The following is an 18783-nucleotide window of genomic DNA, read 5'->3' on the forward strand; positions in this document are numbered from 1 at the left end:
GAAGTACATTGAAGAAGGGTCAAGCGGGCGCGCGGCGGCGTTGCGTCTGAAATTGTCGCCAGCGACGGGCGCGCGGTGGGCGCGCCAGGTGAGAACCAAGGGCCATGCGGAACCGSCCCCCCAGGGACCGCCGCACGGCAAGGGGAAGCTGGCACCGCATCAGGCTTTCCTTGAGGAGTTGATCGCACAGGACCCCGACATCCCGCTGTTCGAGTTGCGCGATGCGCTGGCTGAGGCAGAAGGCGTGCGGGTGCACCACTCTTCCATCGCCAACCTGCTGTCCCGGCTCGGGTTCACGTACAAAAAAAGTCACTGGTCGCGACCGAGCGCCGCCGTGCCAAGGTAAGGCAGCAACGGGCCGAGTGGTTCAAACACCGTCTGCCTGCCATTGCGGCCTTGCCGGATCGCGTTGTCTTCATTGATGAAACAGCAGTGAAGACGAACCTCACGCGCCTGCGCGGCAGGGCCAAACGCGGTCAACGACTGACGATGGAGGCGCCTTTCGGAAGTTGGGGCACGCAGACATTGATTGCAGGGCTGACACAAGATGCGTTGATCGCGCCGTGGGTCATCAAGGGCGCGATGGACGGCCCCGCCTTTGCCGCCTACATCCGCGAGGTGCTCGTTCCAGAGATCGTACGCGGCACCGTCGTCATCCTCGACAACTTGGCCACGCATCGGAATAAGGAGGCCGCGCAGGCCTTGCGAGACCACGGCTGCTGGTTCCTCTACCTGCCGCCATACTCACCCGACCTGAACCCCATAGAGCAGGCTTGCTCAAAGCTGAAAGCCCACCTTCGAAAAATCGGGGCCAGAACCTTCACCGAGGTCTTTCAAGCCATCGGCGCAATCTGCGATCTCTACGACCCAGCAGAGTGCTGGAACTACTTCAAGGCTGCCGGATATGTTGCAGGTTAAAACCGAAAGGCTTTAGCGGTTGCGATTCGCGCGCCGGCCTCGCGCTTACCATTTTGCAATCCTGCCGGGGCCATCATTTCAGGCGATGCGCGCCGTCGGTCCCCGCCGTGTCTTCAGGGAAAGAGCCGGCCTTCCATGACCCGCACGGCATGGCCGGAAACCGCGACGCTGCCGGCCTCCGCCGATACGGAGATGACCGACGGCCGCCCCATCTCGACCCCCTGGTCGATGGTCACCTCCACCGGCCCCTGGGCAAGATCTGCCAGCAACAGCCCCAGGGCGGCGGCGGCGCTGCCGGTCGCGGGATCCTCCGGTATATTGTCGAGCGGCGCGAACATCCGGGCGCGGATCCGGTCCCCGCCCATGGAACGGTCGTACGCATAGGCGTAGACGGCGAAGTCGAAGGGCAGGGGACTGGCCGCCTGCGCGCGGCGGAATGCTTCGATTCGGGGGCTGATCCCGGCAAGGGCCGCGGGATCGTGGAGTTCCACCAGACAGAAGGGCAGGCCGGCCGAGGCGATCACCGGTGCATGGTGCCGGGTGAGCAGATTGACCGCGGAAAGCCCCAGGCAGTCGGCGACCAAGGCGGGGTCCGGCGTGCCCAGACGCTCCAGCCGGACGCTGCGCACCAGCGCGCCGCGCCCGTCGCGCGCAAGGCACGGGACCGGTCCCGCCCCGGTCTCGATGAGCATCCGCGCGGGCCCGCCGTCATCGGCCAGCGCCACCGCGGCGCCGATCAGCGGGTGGCCGGCAAACGGGATCTCCTGCGTGGGGGTGAAGATCCGTGCCGCCCGCGTGCCGCCCGCGCGCGGCGGCAGCAGATAGATCGTTTCCGAATAGCCGAACTCCCGCGCGATGTCGGCCATCGTCGCGGGATCCAGCCCGGACGCATCGGGGACGATGGCAAGCGGATTGCCCCCGAAGGCCCGGTCCGTGAACACGTCATAGACCAGATAGCCCGTCGCCGCCCTCACACCGTGTAGAGCGGCGGCTTGCCCTGGGCAGCGTGGATCTCGTTCACCACCTCCTGGCGCAGGCCCAGCGCGCGGGCGAGCCGGTCGAGATGCTCCGCCTCGGCCCGGTTGTCGGGTTCGATGGCGACGACGGAGGCGGTGTAGACCTCTACCTCATGGCCTTTCGGCGTGTCTTCGGCCAGTGCCTCTGGGTTCACCGGCTCTGTCATCTGCCGCTGGATGAACGCGGTCTCCTCGGCGTCGGCGTCGTTGGTCACCTCCAGGATCGCCTTGCGCTCCTGTTCGTCGATCTCTCCATCGGCGCGCGCGGCCTGGATCATCGCGCGGATCATCAGTCCCGACACCTGCTCTTCCTCCGCGCTGCCCTCGGGGGTTTCGCGCGTCGTGTCCAGCAGCCCCTTCATCCGGGTGCCTGCCGCAGCGCCGCCGGACGCGCCGGCCAGACCGCCCAGAAGCCCGCCAAGCCCGGAGGACCCGCCCGATCCGCTGTCCTGGATGCCAAGCTGGCTCAGCAGCCCGCCGATCCCTCCGCCGGTCCCGCCTCCGGTGCCGCGTGCCCCGCCGCCCTGCTGGCTCTGCGCCAGCTTGTCCTTGACGCCCTGGAGTCCGCCGGCCTTCTGGAACGCCTGGACGCCCTTCGCCGCGGCCATCGCCAGCGCCATCTTCACCGCCATGTTCTTGAGCGACATCGTTCGTTCTCCTTGTGGTTCGCTGGTTCCCAATCTGGGCATTGCGCGCGCGACGACAAGGCAACGCGCCTCAGACAGTGTGGATCCGTCCGATCAGCGCGGCGGTGTCGATGCCCGCCGCCGCGCCGTGGATGCGCGGCGCCCCGGCGATCCGGGCGGCGACGTAGCCTTCGGCCACGGCGGCGGGCGCGGTGTCGATCAGGGCCGCGGCGGTCAGAAGCTGGCCGGCCGTCTCGGCGAAGGCCCGCGCCTCCTGCTGGGGCACAGGGCCGGGCCACCGCGCGCGCATCAGGGCCAGGGCGGTGTCGTAGCGGCGGTCGGTGCCCGTCGCACGGTCGAGCTCGGCCCCCAGCGCCGCGGCGGCATCGGCATCGCGGGCCAGGGTGCGCAGGATGTCCAGGCAGATGACGTTGCCCGACCCTTCCCAGATCCCGTTGAGCGGCGCCTCCCGGTAGAGCATGGGCAGGGGCGTATCCTCGACATAGCCCATGCCGCCCATGACCTCCATCGCCTCGGCGATCACCGCCGGGCAGCGCTTGTTGGCCAGGAACTTCGCCAGCGCCACCCCGATCCGCGCGAAGGGCGCGCCATCGGGGGCGTCGAAGGCCTGCGCCACCCGCAGCCCCAGCGCCAGCGCCCCCTCCCAGTCGAGCGTCAGGTCCGCCAGGACCGCCCGCATCAGCGGCTGGTCGATGAGTTTCTTCTGGAACGCGGTGCGGTGCTCACACCACCACACGGCCTCGGCCAGGGCCGCGCGCATCAGACCCGCGGGCGCGATGGCGGTGTCCAGCCGGGTGTGGTGCACCATGGTCAGGATGGCGCGGACGCCGTTGCCGGGGGTGCCGACCAGGCTGGCCAGGGCGCCGTGATACTCGATCTCGGCCGAGGCGTTCGCGTGGTTGCCCAGCTTGTCCTTGAGGCGCATCAGGTGGATGGCGTTGCGCGTGCCGTCCTCCAGCCAGCGCGGGACCAGAAAGCAGGTCAGCCCGTCGCCGGTCTGCGCCAGGGTCAGGAACCCGTCCGACATCGGCGCGGAGCAGAACCACTTGTGCCCGGTGAGGCGCCAGAGATCGCCCTCCGGCGCCGCGCGGGTGGTGTTGGCGCGAACGTCGGATCCGCCCTGCTTCTCCGTCATCGCCATGCCCAGCGTGGCGGCGCGCTTGGCCGACAGCGGGGCCACGGCGGGATCGTATGCGGCGGTGGCAAGCTTGGCGGCCCAGTCGCCATACCCGCTGCCGGCCAGCGCGGGGACCCCGGCATAGGTCATGGTCATCGGGCAGCAGACGGCCGGCTCTATGCCCGACATCATGTGCACCATCGCCGCATGGGTGACATGGCCGCCCAGGACGCCCCCCCAGGGATGGGCGGCGTAGCCGTGCGACAGGCCGATCCCCAGGAGCGCGTGGTAGGCGGGGTGAAAGCGGACCTCGTCCAGCCGCCGGCCGTCGCGGTCGAATATCCGCGCCTCCGGCTTCTGGCGGCGCGCCTCCTGGCCAAGGGCGGTCGCGTCGGCCCCAGTGAGCGCCGCGCCGAACCCCGCCAGGTGGGCGCCGTCCCCGCCGCGGGCGGCCACATGGCCGCGCAGCGTGGGATCCGCCGCCCAGGGGTCCGGGTCGCGGGACCCGGCGGGCCGGTTGGTCACGTCATGGGTGGCGAGTCTGTCGGTCGGCTGCATGGCGACATGCTAGCAGCGAGCGCGCGGATCGAAAGGGCAAGACGCGCGGAATGTCGGAGCGGGCGAACGGCACATCCTTGGTCGCCATGCGGTTCGGTCCACACGGACAACCATCCGCACGCAGAGAAAACGCGTCTGCCGGCTGCGTGGCGCTTCCGGTGCCGCCGGCCTCGATTTCCGGGACACCGACTCCCGTGTGGTGGTTTGCTCCGCGATCACTCAACCTGCCGCGGCGTACCGAATGCCCCGCAAGGTCCGCTCCAGCCTCTCGGTCCTCCCGCGCGGCTGGCACGCGCCCCGCAGGCCCGGCCGCGAAACGACTCATGCCGGAGGGACGAGCGCGGCGACCCTGCGGGAAGCGCCGTTCACCCGATCCCGGCGCCTCAGTAGAGCCCGTTGATCTCAAGCGGAAGGCGGCGGATCTCGGGCGTCTTGGTGCCGAGCCGGGCGGGCGGCGGGCGGTCGACCTGGGCGGCGTTCAGCCGGTCCAGACGGCCCTGCGCGACGCCCTGGATCTGGCGCTGGTCGAGCAGCACCCGCGGACGCATGAACACGAAAAGCGTGCGCCGCGTCACGTCGCGGCTGCGGGCGCGGAACAGATTGCCGACCACCGGCAGATCGCCAAGCCCGGGGACCTTGCTCTCGGTGTTCTGCCGGTCGTCGGTGATCAGCCCGCCAAGGACGATGGTCCCGCCGTTCATCGCCTCCACCGTGGTGGTGATGACCCTGCGGTTGGTGATGAGATCGGCGGCGCCGGCAAGGCTGGTATTGACCAGGGACGAGACCTCCTGCGCGATTTCCAGCCGCACGATCCCGCCGGCGGTGACGCGGGGCAGGACCTCCATGGTGATGCCCACGTCGCGCCGTTCGATGGTGGTGAACGGGGCGACCGTGTTGCCGTCCGTTGCGAAGCTGCCGGTCCGGAACGGCACGTTCTGGCCGACGACGATGGTGGCGGGGCGGTTGTCCAGCGTGGTGATCGACGGTGTCGAAAGCAGGTTGGCTTTGGACGATCGCGCCAGCGCCTGCACCAGCATCCCGAAGTCGTCGCCGCCGGCCGCGACGGACAATCCGGTAGAAAGCGCGGATCCCCCGGTCGCGCCCAGCGCCACCAGGATGGATTGCAGCGACGTTCCGCCATTGCCGAAGGATGTCGCGGCCAGCCCGCCGCTCGGCATACCGCCGCCGAGCCCCAGCTGAACGCCGAGCCGGTCGGCCACGTCGCCCGAGACCTCGACGATCGCCGCCTCGATCATCACCTGCGGGCGCTGCACGTCGAGCGCGCGGATCAGGCTGCCGACCTCCTCGATCTGCCGGGCGGTGCCGCGCACCACCACGGCGTTGGTCTCGGTCGAGGCGGTCACGGCGATCTCGACCGCCTCTGCGGGATCGATCTGCAGGATCGGCTCGGCGCCCTCCTCGCCGACCGACTGCGCGACCGCGTTGGTCAGGTCGGCGCCGCCGCGCAGGGTCTCCTGCACGATCCGGGCGACGGTCTCGGCATCGCCGTAGTTCAGCCGGAAGATCGACGTGCTCACCGCCTCGCGCGGGTTCGCGCGCGGCGCCACGTCCATCTGCGCGGCCAGGTCGCGGATCTGCGCCACGTCGGCCGCCGAGCCGCGCACCAGCAGCGTGTTGCTCTGCGGATCGACCGAGATCCGCGCCGTGCCGATGTCGCCCAGGACCTCCACGATGGCGGCACCCACGACCTGGGCGCTGGAAAAGGCGAAGCGGATGACCTCCGTGCGGGAGTCGGCGTCGCTGTCGAAGGTGCGCGCGATCTCGAACAGGCGGTCGACGTTGGCGCGGGTATCGGTGACGACGATGGCGTTCGGATCGGCGATGGCCTCGATATACCCGGCCTCCGCCACCAGCGGTCCCAGCACGCGCACCGCCTCGGCAGAGGGCAGACGGTCGAGCCGCAGGAGCCGCGTCACGAAATCCTGGCTGCCGATGTCGGGCCGCGCGTCGCTGGCGCCGATGGTCCGGGCGTCGCCCTCCGGCACGACCTCCCAGATCGCGCCGCTGGGCACGGCCACGAAGCCGCGGGACCGCAGGATCGACTGGAACAGCGCCCAGACGCCGTCCTCGTCCAGCTCCTCGGCCGAGATCACGGTGACGTCGCCGCTCAGCCCCGGGTCCAGGATCAGCGTGCGGCCGGTGATCGCGCTGACCTGCTCGGCCAGCACGGCGATGTCGGTGTCGCGCAGATTGAGCACGTAGCTGCCGCTGGCGGTCGGGGTCTGGGCCCCGGCCACACTTGCCCACAGCGCCCAGAGAGCGAGAAGCCCGAGCCTTATGCCCGCCGTCCTGTCGAAGCGCCGCATCGCAGCCGCCTTCCTCATTGGAGCGGAAACGACATCGTCATCGTCTCGCCCCCCCGCTCGATTTCCACCCTGGCCAGTCCGGATGCCGCAATGTCATCGTAGAACCTGCGGTCTTCTTCTATGTCCCCGACCTGCTGGCCGTTGACCCTCCGGACGACATCGCCTGCCTTCAATCCCACCAGCCCAAAGGCGCTGTCGTGGGTTTCCGCGACCGTATAGCCTTCGTCGCCCGCCACCAAACCTATCGAATCGAGAAACTCTCCCGGATTGCGTCTGATGCGGTCGCGCCACAATTCCACGTAGTCGAGGGTGGTTTCGGGGGCCCTGGCGGGTGTTTCCGGGCGCGGCACGGCGGCGACGATGGCCGCCTTCAGCCGGTCGAGGGGGGATTGCGCCGCTTCCGCCGGCGCCGGTTCGTCGCCCGACGGCAACACCGTGGTCGGAAAGGCAAGCAGCTCCTCGGTCCCGTTCACGTCCAGCCGGACCAGACCCGGCTCGATGGCGGTCAGCGTCACGTCGGGCTCGATCGCGTCTCCGGCGGCGTAGCGTTCGGTGCGGCCGTCACGGGCGATGAACGCCGCCGACAGCGCCGGGTCGGAAGAGATCGCCACCCCGCGCAGCATCAGGTCGCGGCTGGTGGGGACGCTGGCCTGCGGTGCCTCCGGCGTCGGCGCCGGACGGCCGAAGGGGGCCAGGACGGCGATCGGCTCCAGGTCGGGCTGCGGCGGCGCTGTTTCCGGGCGGCGCTCGGCGAGGGGACGCGCCGGGATCGCGGTGTCGCCCGACCAGTGCCACAGCGCCGTGGCGAGCGGTCCCGCGATCCACAGCGTGACCGCGACCACGGCCGCGGCACGGACGGCCGTGACGCGGAGGGTCATCGCCCGGCCCCGGGTCGGGCGCCGCCGATATCGAGAAACCCGGTCAGCCGCGCCACGGGGTCGGCGTTCGACCGGTCATCCGGGCCATAGACCGACACGTCGATCCGCAGCAGGTCGGGATCGGCGGTGGCGCGGCTTTCGTCCACCACCCGCCACGCGCGCCCCAGCATGGAACTGCGCCCCGCGTCGGGGGCCAGCCCCAGCGACAGCTCCGAAAGCCGGTTCTCGGCGGCCCAGCGCGCCGCGGTGCGGTCGATCAGCCCGTCGGCCAGGCGCACGTGTCGCTCGACCGCGCCCAGAAGGGCGATGGCGCCGACGGCAAGCACGGCCATGGCGACCAGCGCCTCGATCAGCGTGAAACCCGCGTCGCTCCTCATCGCTGCGGTTCCGTGCGCGCGGCCAGCCCGTCGAAGACCACCGCGATCCGGGTCGCCCCGTCGGCAAGCACCCAGCGCAGCGGGCGTGCGCCGGACGGGGCGAGATCGGCGGCGATCAGGGCGCTCGCGCCGGTGTCGGTGCCGGCAAGGCGCATCTCGCCCAGCCGTTCGACCCTGCCCATGCCCGGCAGGTCGTGCGGCTGCCAGGCACCGTCGCGGAATTGCAGGAAGCGGTAGCCCTCCGGCGCCCAGGCGATGGCGGCGTCCTCTCCGGTGAGCGCGGCGCGCTCGGCCACAAGGGTGAGCCGCGAGGCCATCAGGTCGGCAACCCGGGTCAGGGCAGAGGCCGACCCCCGCCCGCCCACGGCCAGAGAGGTCAGACCCGCCATCGTCCCGATGATGACCAGCACGATGAGGATCTCCAGCAAGGTCACGCCCAGTTCGGCGTCGCGGTCGCCCATGTCCGCGCCTCAGTTCGATGCCGTGTCGCGCGCGGCGTTGCCCAGGTCCGCGGCGGTGCCCTCTCCGCCCGGCGCGCCGTCCGCGCCGAGGCTGGTCAGATCGAAGGGCGCGTCGCGGCCCGGCGAGGCATAGACATAGGGCGTGTCCCACGGGTCGCGCGGCACCTCGTTCAGGTATCCGCCCGCGGCCCAGTTCTGGGGAACCGGCGCCGACACGGGACGCTCGACCAGGGCCGAGAGGCCCTGCGCGGTGGTCGGATAGGTGCGGTTGTCGAGGCGGTAGAGCTCCAGCGCGCTCGAAATCGCGCGGATGTCCGTCTCGGCCACGGTGACGCGCGCCGCGTCGGGGCGGTCGATCACATTGGGCACGATCATCGCCGCGACGACGGCGATGATGACCAGGACGACCATCATCTCGATGAGGGTCACGCCGGCCTCCGGGTCGCGCCGGCTGCCGCGGGGCGCCACCGTCTGGAACTCTGGACGTTTCATGAAACTCTTGCTCCTGCTTCAACGTATCTTCGCTTGCTGGACAAAGACGGCGCATCGACAGTAGGGATGGTATAGACGGACCGGGCCCGGACACAAAGGGCTTATTTCATGACCGATCAGAAATCTGACCCGGCGGCGCCCGACGGTTCCGCAAAGGACGGCGGGCCCGCCTTCGCGTCCCTGCGCGACCGGTTGGTGGCCGCACGGCCCGGCGCCGTGGTGATCGCCGCCGAACGGGTCGGGCTGATCCGTTTCGATCTTCCCGTCAGGGGCCGGCGCCGGCGGATCCAGGCGGCGCCCTTCGCGATCGAGGACCGGCTCTCCGAACCGCCCGCCTCCCTGCATTGCGCGTTGCACCCCGGGATCCGGCCGCCGGAGGCGCTGGCCGCCGTGGTGCGGCACGATGCGATGCCGGATCGTCCGGCCGCGCCGGTGCTGGTCGAGACGATGGCCGTTCCCGCGCCCCCGGCCCGGGACGGACGCACCGCCTGGGCGGCGTGGCGTGAGGGTCCGCGGGTCGTCGTCCGCGTGTCGGACGGCTCCGGCTTCGCGGCGCGCAGCGACCAACTGGCGATCCTGTGGCGGATCGCCGGCCGGCCCGCCCTGACCAGCCTTGCCGGGCCGTTGCCCGACCCGTTGGAAGCAGAGGACCTTTCCCACGCCCCGCCGCCGCCGGATGCCGCCGACCTTGCGTTCGACCTTCGGCAGGGCGCGCTCTCGGCCGACGCGCGCGACTGGCCGACCGTCGCCCGGATCGCGGCGGCGGCCGTGGTGGCGGGACTGGTCCTGCATCTCGGCATCGCCGCGCTGGACCGCGCGGCACTGGCCCGGATCGCGGCCGCGGATCGCGCCGAGGTAGAGATCCGGCTGGCCGAACGCTTGCCCGGCGCGAGTCTGGGGATGGGAGTGCCCGCGCTGGTCGAGCGGCTGGCGCCGGCGCCGGCCGCGCCCTCCGGCAGCGCCTTCCTGCCGCTTCTGGGCGCGAGTGCCGCCGCCCTTCTGGGCGACGCGCCCGATCTGGACGTGCAACGGCTGAGCTGGGACGCCGCGTCCGGGGATCTTGTCATGGACGTCACCGCGGCCAGCCTGGAAGATCTGCAACGGATAGAGCGGCGCCTGTCGGAACGCGGCCTGGCCGTTTCCAGCGGTGCGGCGACCGCCGGTGACGGGACCGCGCGTGCGGACTTGCGGATCGGGGCCGCGCCATGATCGGGTCGCTGTCGGGGCGGGAGCGGGGTCTGCTCGGGATCGGCGGGATCACCGTCGCCGCGGCGCTGGGCTGGACGCTGCTGTGGCAGCCGCTGTCCCGCGAGCGCGGCGCGCTGTCGGACCGGATCGCCGCGGCGCGCACCGTGCTGGCCGCTCTCGACACCTACCCCGAAGGCACCGCCGCCGCCCCCGCCCCGGTGCAGGAGGCACCGATCGCCACCCGGGTGACCCGGTCCGCCGAAGCCGCGGGCGTCGCCCTGACGCGGATCGAGCCCGCCGGCGACGGGCTGGCCGCACTCGTGGACGAAGCGTCCTTCGACGCGGTGATCGGCTGGATCGCGGACATGGAAGCGACCGGCGGCCTCCGCCTGCGGGCGATCGAGATCGGCCGGCGCCCCGTGCCCGGCGTCGTTTCCGCCCGGCTCGACCTGGAGACCGCGCGATGACCGGGTTGCCGCGCCTGGGCTACCACTTCGCCCATGAGGCCGGCGTTCTGATCGATCCCGGCGGCGACCTGGCGACGATCCTCTATCGAAGCGGCGCCTCGGTCGAGGCGATCGTCGAGGCCCAGCGCGCCGCGGGCCGGCTGTTGCCCTTCGCCGAACTCGACCCCGCCGCCTTCGAGGACGCCCTGTCGCGCCTCTACCGCGATTCCGCAAGCGAGGCCGCCGAGGTCGCCGCCGCCGTCGACGACGACCTGCACGCCCTGGCCGAAAGCGCCGCGTCGGTGGACGATCTGCTGGACCAGAACGACAGCGCGCCGGTGGTCCGCCTGATCAACGCGCTGCTGCTGGAGGCGGTCAAGGAGGGCGCGTCGGACATCCATATCGAGATGGAGGAGCGCCGGCTGGTGGTGCGGTTCCGCGTCGACGGGGTGCTGCGCGAGGTGATCCAGCCCAAGCGCAGCCTGGCGCCGCTGCTGGTCAGCCGGCTCAAGGTGATGGGCAAGCTCGACATCGCGGAAAAGCGCCTGCCGCAGGACGGGCGCGTGTCGCTCCGGGTCGGCGGGTACGAACTGGACGTGCGCCTGTCCACGATCCCGTCGCAATATGGCGAACGGGTGGTGCTGCGCCTTCTGGACCGGGGCCAGACGCGCCTGGGTCTGGCGCATCTGGGCATGGCGCCCCGCGATCTGGAGGCGTTCGCGCGGATCCTCGCGCGGCCCGACGGGCTGGTGCTGGTCACCGGGCCGACGGGATCGGGCAAGACCACGTCGCTCTATGCCGCGCTCGACCGGCTCAACGACCGCTCGCGCAACATCATGACGGTCGAGGATCCGATCGAATACGCCATGGACGGGGTCGGGCAGATGCAGGTGGACACCCGCACCGACCTGACCTTCGCGCGCGGCCTCCGCGCCATTCTGCGACAGGATCCCGACGTCATCATGGTGGGTGAGATCCGCGACGGCGAAACCGCCCGGATCGCGGTGGAAAGCGCCATGACCGGGCACCTCGTGCTGTCGACGCTGCACACCAACACGGCCGTCGGCGCCGTCTCCCGGCTGGTGGACATGGGGGTGGAGCGGTTCCTGCTCGCCCCGATGCTGCGGGGGCTGGTGGCCCAGAGGCTGGTGCGCCGTCTCTGCCCGGACTGCGCGGCCCCCCATGCGGTGACCGAGGCCGAATCGGCGCTGCTGTCCGGCGCGGTGCCCGCCGGGAGCGGGATCCGCCGCGCGGTGGGCTGCGACGCCTGCCACGGGCAGGGCTATCGGGGCCGCCTGCCGATCTACGAGGTGATCGAGACGGACGCCGGGATCGAGCGGCTCATCCATGACGGCGCGGCCGAGTCCGAGCTGACCCGCACCGCGCGGGCCAGGGGGCCCGGGATCCTGCAGGACGCCGCCGACAAGCTCCGGGACGGGCGTACCAGCGTCGAGGAAGTCGCCCGCGCGGTGCGCGACGACGGTGCCGCCATGGCCGGGGTCTAGGGCGATGGGCGCCTATCTCTACCGCGCCGTCGATCGGCGGGGAAAGAGCACCAAGGGCGTGGTCGAGGCCGCGAACGCGGCCGGTGCGCGCAAACAGCTGCGCGACCGCGCGATGGTGCCCCTCTCGGTCGAGGCGACGGCGCCGGGGCAGACCGCCGGACCCGCGGCGCGCACGCGGATCGGGGCGCGCGCGCAGGTGCTGCTGACGCGCCAGCTCGCCACGCTGATCGGGTCGGGCGTCAGGATCGACGACGCGCTTCGGACCGTCGCGGACCAGAGCCGGCAGGCCCGGCTGGTCTCGCTCTGTCTGGATCTGCGGGCCGCGGTGATGGACGGGCAGAGCCTTGCGTCCGCGCTCGACGGCTATCCGGGCGTGTTCGACCAGTTCTACCGCGCGTCGGTCCGCGCCGGAGAGGGATCCGGCACGCTGGGGCAGGTGATGGACCACCTTGCCGACCATGTGGAAAAACGCGCCGAGAACCGGCAGACCGTGCAGTTGGCGCTGCTCTATCCGGTGCTTCTGGCGATCGTATCGCTCGGCGTGATCGTGGCGCTCCTGACCTTCGTGGTGCCCGACATCGTGCGCGTCTTCTCTGCGCGCGGCGCGGAATTGCCGATGTTGACGCGGCTCCTGATCGGCGGATCGGAGAGCCTCGGGACATACGGCCCGGCGCTGGCCCTGGGCGCGGCGGTCGCGGTGGCGTCGGGCGTCGCCCTGCTCAGGTCGCCGGCGCGGCGGCGCGGATGGCACCGGGCGCTGACGGCCGCGCCGGGCATCGGCGGCGTGGTCCGCCAGATCGCCGCGGCGCAATACGCCTCGACCCTGGCCACGCTGGTGGTCAGCCGCGTGCCGCTCTACGACGCCCTCATCGCGGCGGCGGCGACGGTGGGCAACCTTCACGTCCGCGCGCGGGCCGAGCGCGCCGCGATCCGGGTCCGCGAAGGCGCGCCGCTGGCCCGGTCCCTGCGGGAGGCCGAGGTCTTTCCACCGCTTCTGATCGCGATGGTCGCAAGCGGCGAATCCTCCGGCACGCTGGGCGAAAGCCTGACCCGCGCGGCCACCCAGCAGAACCGCAGCATCGCCGCCACGGTGGCGACCATCGTCGGACTGGTGGAACCGGCTGTCCTGCTGGTGATGGGCGGGATCGTCATGCTGCTGGTGCTGGCGATCCTGATGCCGATCATGGGCCTGAACCAGTTGGCCGTATGAGCGGGCCCGGCTCAGAATGCGGTGTCGACCTCGATCGGGGCAGAGGACGGCAGGCCGGCAAGCGCCGCGCCTGCGGGCTCGATGCGCAGCAGCAGCCGGCGCCCGGGGGTGATGCGGGCGCTGGCCAGCGCCGTTCCGGACGCCGCGGTTGCGGTGATCAGGATCGCGTCGCCCGCGCCGGTCAGCGCGACCCGCGTATCCGGAAGATCGCGTTCGCGGCCCGCGATGACGCAGGGCCCGCCATCGACATCCACCTCTCCGTCCGCAACGGCGCGGCCGCGGTCGAGCACGAGCTTCCGCAGATCGACGCTGCCCCGCGATGCGCAGGGCGCGCCGACGATCGACGCTGCAAGGTCGGGGCCGAAGCGCCCGGACACGTCGCCCAGCGTCATGCCCCCCGGCCGCAGCGCCGCCGTTCCGGCAACGCGCGTCTCTGCACCGCCGAGGCGCCACGTCCCCCCGACCCGCGCCGTAAGCAGCAGCAGCGGGTCCAGCGACCACGAAAGCGTGGTGCCGCCGGCCAGCCGCGCGCGTCCGTCCCGGGCGGATCCCTCCAGGGCGACGATGCGTGGCGGGAGCGGGGCGAACCGTGATAGCGTCTGCGCGGGCATCGTCCACAACAGCGCCGCAGAGAGCGTGAGGAGACACAGGCATGCAACACCCGTCCACAGCATCAGACGGCCCCATCGCGGGCCGGCCCGGGATGGGGCGGCGGGCGCTCCTGCGCGGTCTGTCCGCCGCATCGGCGGTTCCTTTCCTGTCGGCCTGCGGCGCGCGGCCCATGCCCGCGCCGGGGACGCGGGGCCGGGCGGCGCTGCTCCTGCCGCTGACCGGGCCGCGCTCCGACTTAGGCCAGATCCTGAGAGGTGCGGCAAGCCTCGGCGGCACCACCGTGGGGGCAGGATCGGAGATCGAGGTCCTCGACAGTGGCGACGACGCGGCGGGGGCCGTCCGCGCGGCGCGCGCCGCGGTCGATGGCGGCGCGCGGATGCTGATCGGTCCGCTGTTCGCGGAGCAGGCGCGCGCCGTCGCGGAGGTCGTCCCGCGCGGCATCCCGGTCGTGGCGCTGAGCAACGACGACAGCCTCGCCGGGGGGCCGGTGTTCGTCTACGGGGTCACGCCGCGCCATTCCGCCCGTGCGGTATTCGGCTACGCGGCGACGCGCGGGATTGCAGAGACCGCCATGGTGGTCCCGCCCGGCGCCTTCGGACAGCGCGCGGTCGAGGGCGCGGTGGCGGTCGCCCGGGAGGTCGGCGTGTCCCTGCGCGCCCCGGTCACCGGCACGGACGCGTCCGCCGTGACGCGGGCGCTGGGCGGATCGGCGCGGGCGATCTACCTGCCGGCGGCGGGGCCGGACCTGCCGGGACTGGTGCAGGCGGCGCGGTCGGCGGGCGCGCAGCCGCTCGGGTCGGTGCAGTGGTCGTCGCTCGATCTGGCGGGGCGGGCGGAGTTCGACGGCGCCTGGGTCGCGGCGCCCGATCCGCTGCGGTTCGCGCCCTTCGCCCAGGCGCTCGCGGCGCAGGGGCTTCCGGCCGGAGTCGTGACGGGGCTCGTCTTCGACGGGGTCGAGATGGCGCGCACGCTGGGCCGGGTCGGGCAGCAGGACCGCAAGGGCCTGCTGCGCAAGGAGGGGTTCCGCGGCGTGCTCGGCCCGTACCGCATCCTGCCCTCCGGGCTGACGGCGCGGGGGCTGGCCGTGCTGGGGGTCGAGAGCGGCGGCCTGACGCTGCTGAGTTCGAGCGGCGTATGAGCCGGCGCGACCCCGAGGCAGGCGTCACGCTGATAGAGACGCTGGTCGCGGTCGCGCTCTTCGGGCTGATCGGCGTCGCGGGCTTCACCATGCTCGATGCGATGTTGCGTGCCAACGGTCGCGCGGAGGCGGCGCTCGACCGGGTCGCGGCGCTCGACCTTGCTTTCGCGGTGCTGCGCCGCGACCTGCTCGAAACCGATGCGGGCGGGCTGCGGCTGGACCAGACCGGCCTGCGCCTTCCCGGGGCGCGGCCCTTGGGCTACCGGGTCGAGAGCGGCAGGCTCGCGCGGACCGTGGGGGATCCGGGGGTCGAGCAGATCCTGCTGCCAGAGGTCCTCGGCGCGGAGTTCCGGGTGCTCGACGGCGCGCGCGACTGGCATTCCGACTGGCCGCCGCAGGACGGCGCCGCCGTCGCGGCCGCGGTCGAGCTGACCGTGGAGACCGCCGCCGGAGAGGTGGCGACGCGGCTCTTCCAGCCGCTCTCGACCGGTGCCGGGCCGTGACGGGCCGGGACGGCGAGGCCGGCGTCATCCTGGTCAACGTCCTGGTCGTTCTGGCCATTGCGGCGGGCCTCCTGGTGGTGATGCTGGACGCCCAGGACCGCGCGCTGTCGCGCGGGCGCCTGGGCGCCAACGTGGCCCAGGCCGAGGCCCTGGCGCTGGGTGCCGAAGCCTCTGTCCGCACGGCGCTGCGCCGCGACATGACCGATGCCGCCCGCGAGGATCACCTGAACGAGCCGTGGGCCACCGCGCTTCAGCAAGAGGTGACGCTGGACACCGGGCGGTTCCGGGTCGCGGTCCGCGACGCGAACGCGAAATTCGACATCAACCGCCTGTCGGAGCGGCGGATCGAGGATGCGCGCGCGTTCCTGCGCATCGGTGCGGCGGCCGGTCTGGACGAGGCCGCGGCAACCGCCGTCGCGGCCCGCATCGTGACGGGGGGACCGATCCGCAGCCTGAGCGATCTGGCCGGCTCCGGGGTTCCCGCGCGCGACATCGCCGCGTTGCGGCCCCTTGTCGATGCGCTGTCCGGTGAGGAGCGGGTGAACCTCAACACCGTGGGCGAGGCGGCGCTGTCGGCGCTGCTGAACAACCCGATCGCGGCCGCGCGCCTGGTGCGGATACGCACCTCCGCTGGCCGGATCGATCCGGCGGATCTGGAGAGGGTCGGGGTGGTACAGCCGGTGGGAACGGGCTTCACCTCGGATCTGTGGGACATCGACGTGGCGGCTCAGGTCGACGATGCAGAGGTCCGGATGGTGTCGCGGGTGCGGCGGATCCGGGGCGTCGGTGCCAACGCGGTGGTCGCGGTGCGGCGCAGACGCGGCCCGGACGTCGGCGAACGTCCCGACCCGCCCGCTGGGCTGGGGGACCGGTCTGTTCGTTGAGGCGACCGGCGGCCTTGGGGCCGCCGATCCGATCCTGGCGCCGCGACGGCCCTACGGATCGAAAGGTTCGATCCTGGGCGTCCGCGTCAGCTTGATGTCCTGGGCGTCGAACGGTTCGGCGTTCGGAGCCTGGTTGAACGCCTTGACGAAATCGGCGCCGAGCGTGGCGATGCCCTTCTTGGCCGGGACCCCGCCGCCGCCGCCGGAGTCGTTGCACCCCGCCAGGACCGTGACCAGGCCGAGGCCGAGCGAAAGGACGAGCGTCTTGCTTGACATGGGTTGTCTCCTTTGCGCTGGGGTTACCGGGTGGCGCCGGGCAGGGGCGTGTTCAGATAGGGGAACACGTCCTGCAGGTCGGTCGCGGCGAGCGGGGCGCCGTCGGTGAACGGCTCGTCGCCGACGGGGGCCTGGTCGGGCGTGCAGTAGCCGAGGTTCACCAGATCCGAGGGCTGGTCCTCCACGGCGCCGGCCACGCCCAGTTCCGCGCCCAGCGGCAGCGGATAGCACAGCACACCCATGACGACCCGGAGCGCGATGTCCACGGTGTCGTCGCCGGGCCGGCGGCCGTTCGGGAAGCCGGCCAGGTCTTCGCCCGCGACGCCGAAGTTCGACTGCTTGTCGCGCGGCGTCGGCGGGATCGCCGTGTTCAGACGCAGCATCTCGGACGCGGTGACGCCCTTGGGCTGGTTGAGACCGGGCAGGCCCGTCAGGAACGCCGCCACCAGGTCGGTCCGCGGCAGGTTGACGGGCGCGATGTTGCCGTCGTTCGCCTGAACGTCGGACTGGCCGGAAAAGGCGTCGCCGAAGAGGATGTCGAGCAGGGCGGGCAGGGTCGGATTGGTCACGTAGGTGGCAAGGGCCGCGTCCTGCATCGGCTCGGCCGCGTTGAACAGGTTCTTGTCCGGCAGGCCGATGACAAGCTCGTTGACCAGCGGTGCCGACAGGCGCGACTGCTGTACCCAGGCGCCGCCGAAGACGGAGTCCGTGTCGTAGGTGGGCGACGGATCCTCGATCTGGGCCTGGGGAAGGCTCGATGTTGTCCAGGCGCCGAAGATCGGATTGTCGCCTTTGGTCAGGCACTTCGTCGGCACTTCGAGCGCCAGAGAGGTGACATTGGCCTTGCCGACCAGATCGTCGTTGGCCGCCCGGTCCTGGTCGATCGCGCCTTCCAGCGGCACGAAGTTCACCAAGTCGAAGATGGGGCCGAGGTTGACGGCGAAGGCTTCGGCGCGCTGGCCCACGAAGACACGGCCCTGACGGCCGCATTTGGGGATCTCGATGTCGTAGATGAACGATTCCGCATAGCCGGCGTAGTTCGGAAAGGTCTTGTCGCCGATGTAGTCGGCCGGCTTGACGAAGTTGACCCTGTCGCCCGACTTGACCGACGCGCGGCTGCCGCTGCGGCGGTCGCCGTCGATCCGGGTCAGGGTGTAGCTTTCGGTCTCGTTCAGGGCGCTGCGGTCGTTGGCCTTGATGACTCCGGCCTGCCGCAACGGGATGGCGACGGTCTCGTCGCCGATCTCCAGCGCGATCCCCGCGCCGTCCATGGCCAGTTTATTGTCGAAGTCGAATTGAAAGGTGATGTCCTCGATCGCGTCGCCGTCGTTGTCGATGTGGATCTCGTAGATCGCATCGGGATCCATGGTGAAATAGTTCGGCCCGCCATAGGGCGCCTGGACGGGACCGTAGTTGGCGATGAGGGTCGTGTAGCCCGCGCGCCCGGTCTCATAGGATCGGAACATGTAGAAATCGGTGCCGTCGAGCTTCGGCGTCTCCGTGATCGCGGGGGCCTCGCGGTGCGACGCGGCCATGGCCCCGACCGCCACAGAGGCCAGCAACAGCGCGGCACCTCCGGTACGCAACGGTTTATTGAAGAAGCTCATCACTGTATCTCCCTGTTGACGCCTTTGACCGTCCGGGACAGTCCGGACGGCGGCGTCTGAAGCTACGGGACCCTCGATCGGGAAGTTTCAACAAATGGTAAATATTTCCGGAACCATCCGGCGGGTCCGGCCGCGATGAGCCCGTTCCACGTCGTCGGATCGATCGTTCTGCCGCCGATCCTTGCGGCCCTCGCCGTCATCGACATCCGGTCGCATCGTCTTCCCGACCTGCTGACAGTGCCGTTGGTCGCGCTCGGCGTGCTGGCCTCGGGACTTGCCGGAAACGGCCTGCTGGTCCCGTCCCTCGCCGGGGCGGCGGTGGGATACGCGGCCTTCGCGGTTCTGGGCGCGTTCCACCATCGCCGCCGCGGAACCGAAGGGCTGGGGCTGGGCGATGCCAAGCTGCTTGCCGCGGGGGGCGCGTGGCTCGGTGTTTCCGCATTGCCCTTCGCCGTCCTGGGCGCGGCGCTTCCCGCTCTTGTGTTCGCCGTCACCCGAGGCGCGTCCGCGTCGACCCGGATCGCGTTCGGCCCTTGGATCGCACTGGCGATCATGGTGCTCTGGGGAATGGATGTCCTGGGGCTCGGTCCGGCCGGTCCCCGCACCGGATAACAGGGCGCAAC

General features: G+C 71.4%; 21 protein-coding genes. 10 read left to right on the forward strand and 11 right to left on the reverse strand.

The features are described from left to right. A partial coding sequence (locus KW83_RS22030) for a helix-turn-helix domain-containing protein (protein WP_036180821.1) occupies window positions 1-346 on the forward strand: 346 nt, incomplete at its 5' end. 32 nt (window positions 347-378) lie between these two features. Continuing rightward, window positions 379-918, forward strand: a complete 540-nt coding sequence (locus KW83_RS22035) for an IS630 family transposase (RefSeq protein ID WP_407667877.1) — start codon at window positions 379-381, stop codon at window positions 916-918. Between the two features lie 113 nt (window positions 919-1031). Here KW83_RS22035 and KW83_RS15555 read toward each other — a convergent pair whose 3' ends face one another. From KW83_RS15555 to gspG, 8 genes are all read right to left on the reverse strand, one after another. Then, window positions 1032-1892, reverse strand: coding sequence for a PhzF family phenazine biosynthesis protein (locus KW83_RS15555; RefSeq protein ID WP_036180824.1), 861 nt, complete (start codon window positions 1890-1892; stop codon window positions 1032-1034). After that, on the reverse strand, window positions 1889-2581 hold the full coding sequence (locus KW83_RS15560) for a DUF533 domain-containing protein (protein ID WP_036180826.1): 693 nt from the start codon (window positions 2579-2581) through the stop codon (window positions 1889-1891). Before KW83_RS15560 ends, KW83_RS15555 begins: the two co-directional genes overlap by 4 nt. A 70-nt stretch (window positions 2582-2651) precedes the next feature. Continuing rightward, window positions 2652-4256 carry an acyl-CoA dehydrogenase family protein gene (locus KW83_RS15565; protein WP_036180828.1) on the reverse strand — a complete coding sequence of 535 codons (1605 nt, stop codon included), beginning with the start codon at window positions 4254-4256 and terminating at the stop codon, window positions 2652-2654. Window positions 4257-4639: 383 nt separating this feature from the next. Next, window positions 4640-6583, reverse strand: coding sequence for a type II secretion system secretin GspD (gene gspD, locus KW83_RS15570; RefSeq protein WP_081904649.1), 1944 nt, complete (start codon window positions 6581-6583; stop codon window positions 4640-4642). Between the two features lie 14 nt (window positions 6584-6597). Continuing rightward, a complete protein-coding gene (locus KW83_RS15575) occupies window positions 6598-7461 on the reverse strand; it encodes a type II secretion system protein N (protein WP_036180830.1) in 864 nt (287 codons plus the stop codon). After that, window positions 7458-7838 (reverse strand): type II secretion system minor pseudopilin GspI, encoded by a 381-nt coding sequence (gspI, locus tag KW83_RS15580; protein ID WP_036180832.1) that lies wholly within the window; start codon window positions 7836-7838, stop codon window positions 7458-7460. Before gspI ends, KW83_RS15575 begins: the two co-directional genes overlap by 4 nt. Then, on the reverse strand, window positions 7835-8299 hold the full coding sequence (locus KW83_RS19335; protein ID WP_051928569.1) for a prepilin-type N-terminal cleavage/methylation domain-containing protein: 465 nt from the start codon (window positions 8297-8299) through the stop codon (window positions 7835-7837). The genes gspI and KW83_RS19335 overlap by 4 nt, the downstream gene beginning before the upstream one ends. 9 nt (window positions 8300-8308) lie before the next feature. Next, entirely contained in the window at window positions 8309-8791 is a 483-nt protein-coding gene (gene gspG, locus KW83_RS15590; RefSeq protein ID WP_051928570.1) for a type II secretion system major pseudopilin GspG, read from the reverse strand. Window positions 8792-8899: 108 nt separating this feature from the next. Between gspG and gspL the strand changes: the two genes are divergently transcribed. From gspL to KW83_RS15610, 4 genes are read left to right on the forward strand one after another with little or no spacing between them, the layout of a single operon-like run. Then, complete coding sequence (gene gspL, locus KW83_RS15595; protein ID WP_036180834.1) at window positions 8900-10000, forward strand: type II secretion system protein GspL; 1101 nt, start codon at window positions 8900-8902, stop codon at window positions 9998-10000. Further along, window positions 9997-10446 carry a type II secretion system protein GspM gene (gene gspM, locus KW83_RS15600; protein ID WP_036180837.1) on the forward strand — a complete coding sequence of 150 codons (450 nt, stop codon included), beginning with the start codon at window positions 9997-9999 and terminating at the stop codon, window positions 10444-10446. Before gspL ends, gspM begins: the two co-directional genes overlap by 4 nt. Beyond that, window positions 10443-11930, forward strand: a complete 1488-nt coding sequence (locus KW83_RS15605) for a GspE/PulE family protein (RefSeq protein WP_036180839.1) — start codon at window positions 10443-10445, stop codon at window positions 11928-11930. The genes gspM and KW83_RS15605 overlap by 4 nt, the downstream gene beginning before the upstream one ends. Window positions 11931-11934: 4 nt before the next feature. Further along, a complete protein-coding gene (locus tag KW83_RS15610; RefSeq protein ID WP_036180841.1) occupies window positions 11935-13140 on the forward strand; it encodes a type II secretion system F family protein in 1206 nt (401 codons plus the stop codon). Between the two features lie 11 nt (window positions 13141-13151). On the opposite strand, the gene gspN is transcribed toward KW83_RS15610, so the two are convergent. Continuing rightward, the gene (gene gspN / locus KW83_RS15615; RefSeq protein WP_161785518.1) at window positions 13152-13751 is read right to left on the reverse strand and encodes a type II secretion system protein N; all 600 of its coding nucleotides are present in this window, start codon (window positions 13749-13751) and stop codon (window positions 13152-13154) included. A 41-nt stretch (window positions 13752-13792) separates the two neighbouring features. Here gspN and KW83_RS15620 point away from each other — a divergent pair, with 41 nt between their 5' ends. From KW83_RS15620 to KW83_RS15630, 3 genes are read left to right on the forward strand one after another with little or no spacing between them, the layout of a single operon-like run. Further along, window positions 13793-14890, forward strand: a complete 1098-nt coding sequence (locus KW83_RS15620) for a penicillin-binding protein activator (RefSeq protein WP_152563618.1) — start codon at window positions 13793-13795, stop codon at window positions 14888-14890. Further along, window positions 14887-15393 carry a type II secretion system protein GspJ gene (locus tag KW83_RS19340; RefSeq protein WP_051928571.1) on the forward strand — a complete coding sequence of 169 codons (507 nt, stop codon included), beginning with the start codon at window positions 14887-14889 and terminating at the stop codon, window positions 15391-15393. Before KW83_RS15620 ends, KW83_RS19340 begins: the two co-directional genes overlap by 4 nt. Further along, window positions 15390-16277: a type II secretion system protein GspK gene (locus tag KW83_RS15630; RefSeq protein ID WP_036180850.1), complete on the forward strand. Its 888-nt coding sequence runs from the start codon at window positions 15390-15392 to the stop codon at window positions 16275-16277. The genes KW83_RS19340 and KW83_RS15630 overlap by 4 nt, the downstream gene beginning before the upstream one ends. A 51-nt stretch (window positions 16278-16328) precedes the next feature. On the opposite strand, the gene KW83_RS15635 is transcribed toward KW83_RS15630, so the two are convergent. After that, entirely contained in the window at window positions 16329-16553 is a 225-nt protein-coding gene (locus tag KW83_RS15635; protein ID WP_036180852.1) for a hypothetical protein, read from the reverse strand. 23 nt (window positions 16554-16576) lie between these two features. Further along, window positions 16577-18160: a DUF4331 domain-containing protein gene (locus KW83_RS15640; protein WP_036180853.1), complete on the reverse strand. Its 1584-nt coding sequence runs from the start codon at window positions 18158-18160 to the stop codon at window positions 16577-16579. Between the two features lie 135 nt (window positions 18161-18295). On the opposite strand from KW83_RS15640, the gene KW83_RS15645 reads away from it, so the two are divergent. Continuing rightward, on the forward strand, window positions 18296-18772 hold the full coding sequence (locus tag KW83_RS15645; RefSeq protein ID WP_051928572.1) for a prepilin peptidase: 477 nt from the start codon (window positions 18296-18298) through the stop codon (window positions 18770-18772). The last annotated feature ends 11 nt before the right edge of the window (window positions 18773-18783 follow it).

The organism is Palleronia rufa, from assembly GCF_000743715.1.
Lineage (GTDB): Bacteria > Pseudomonadota > Alphaproteobacteria > Rhodobacterales > Rhodobacteraceae > Palleronia > Palleronia rufa.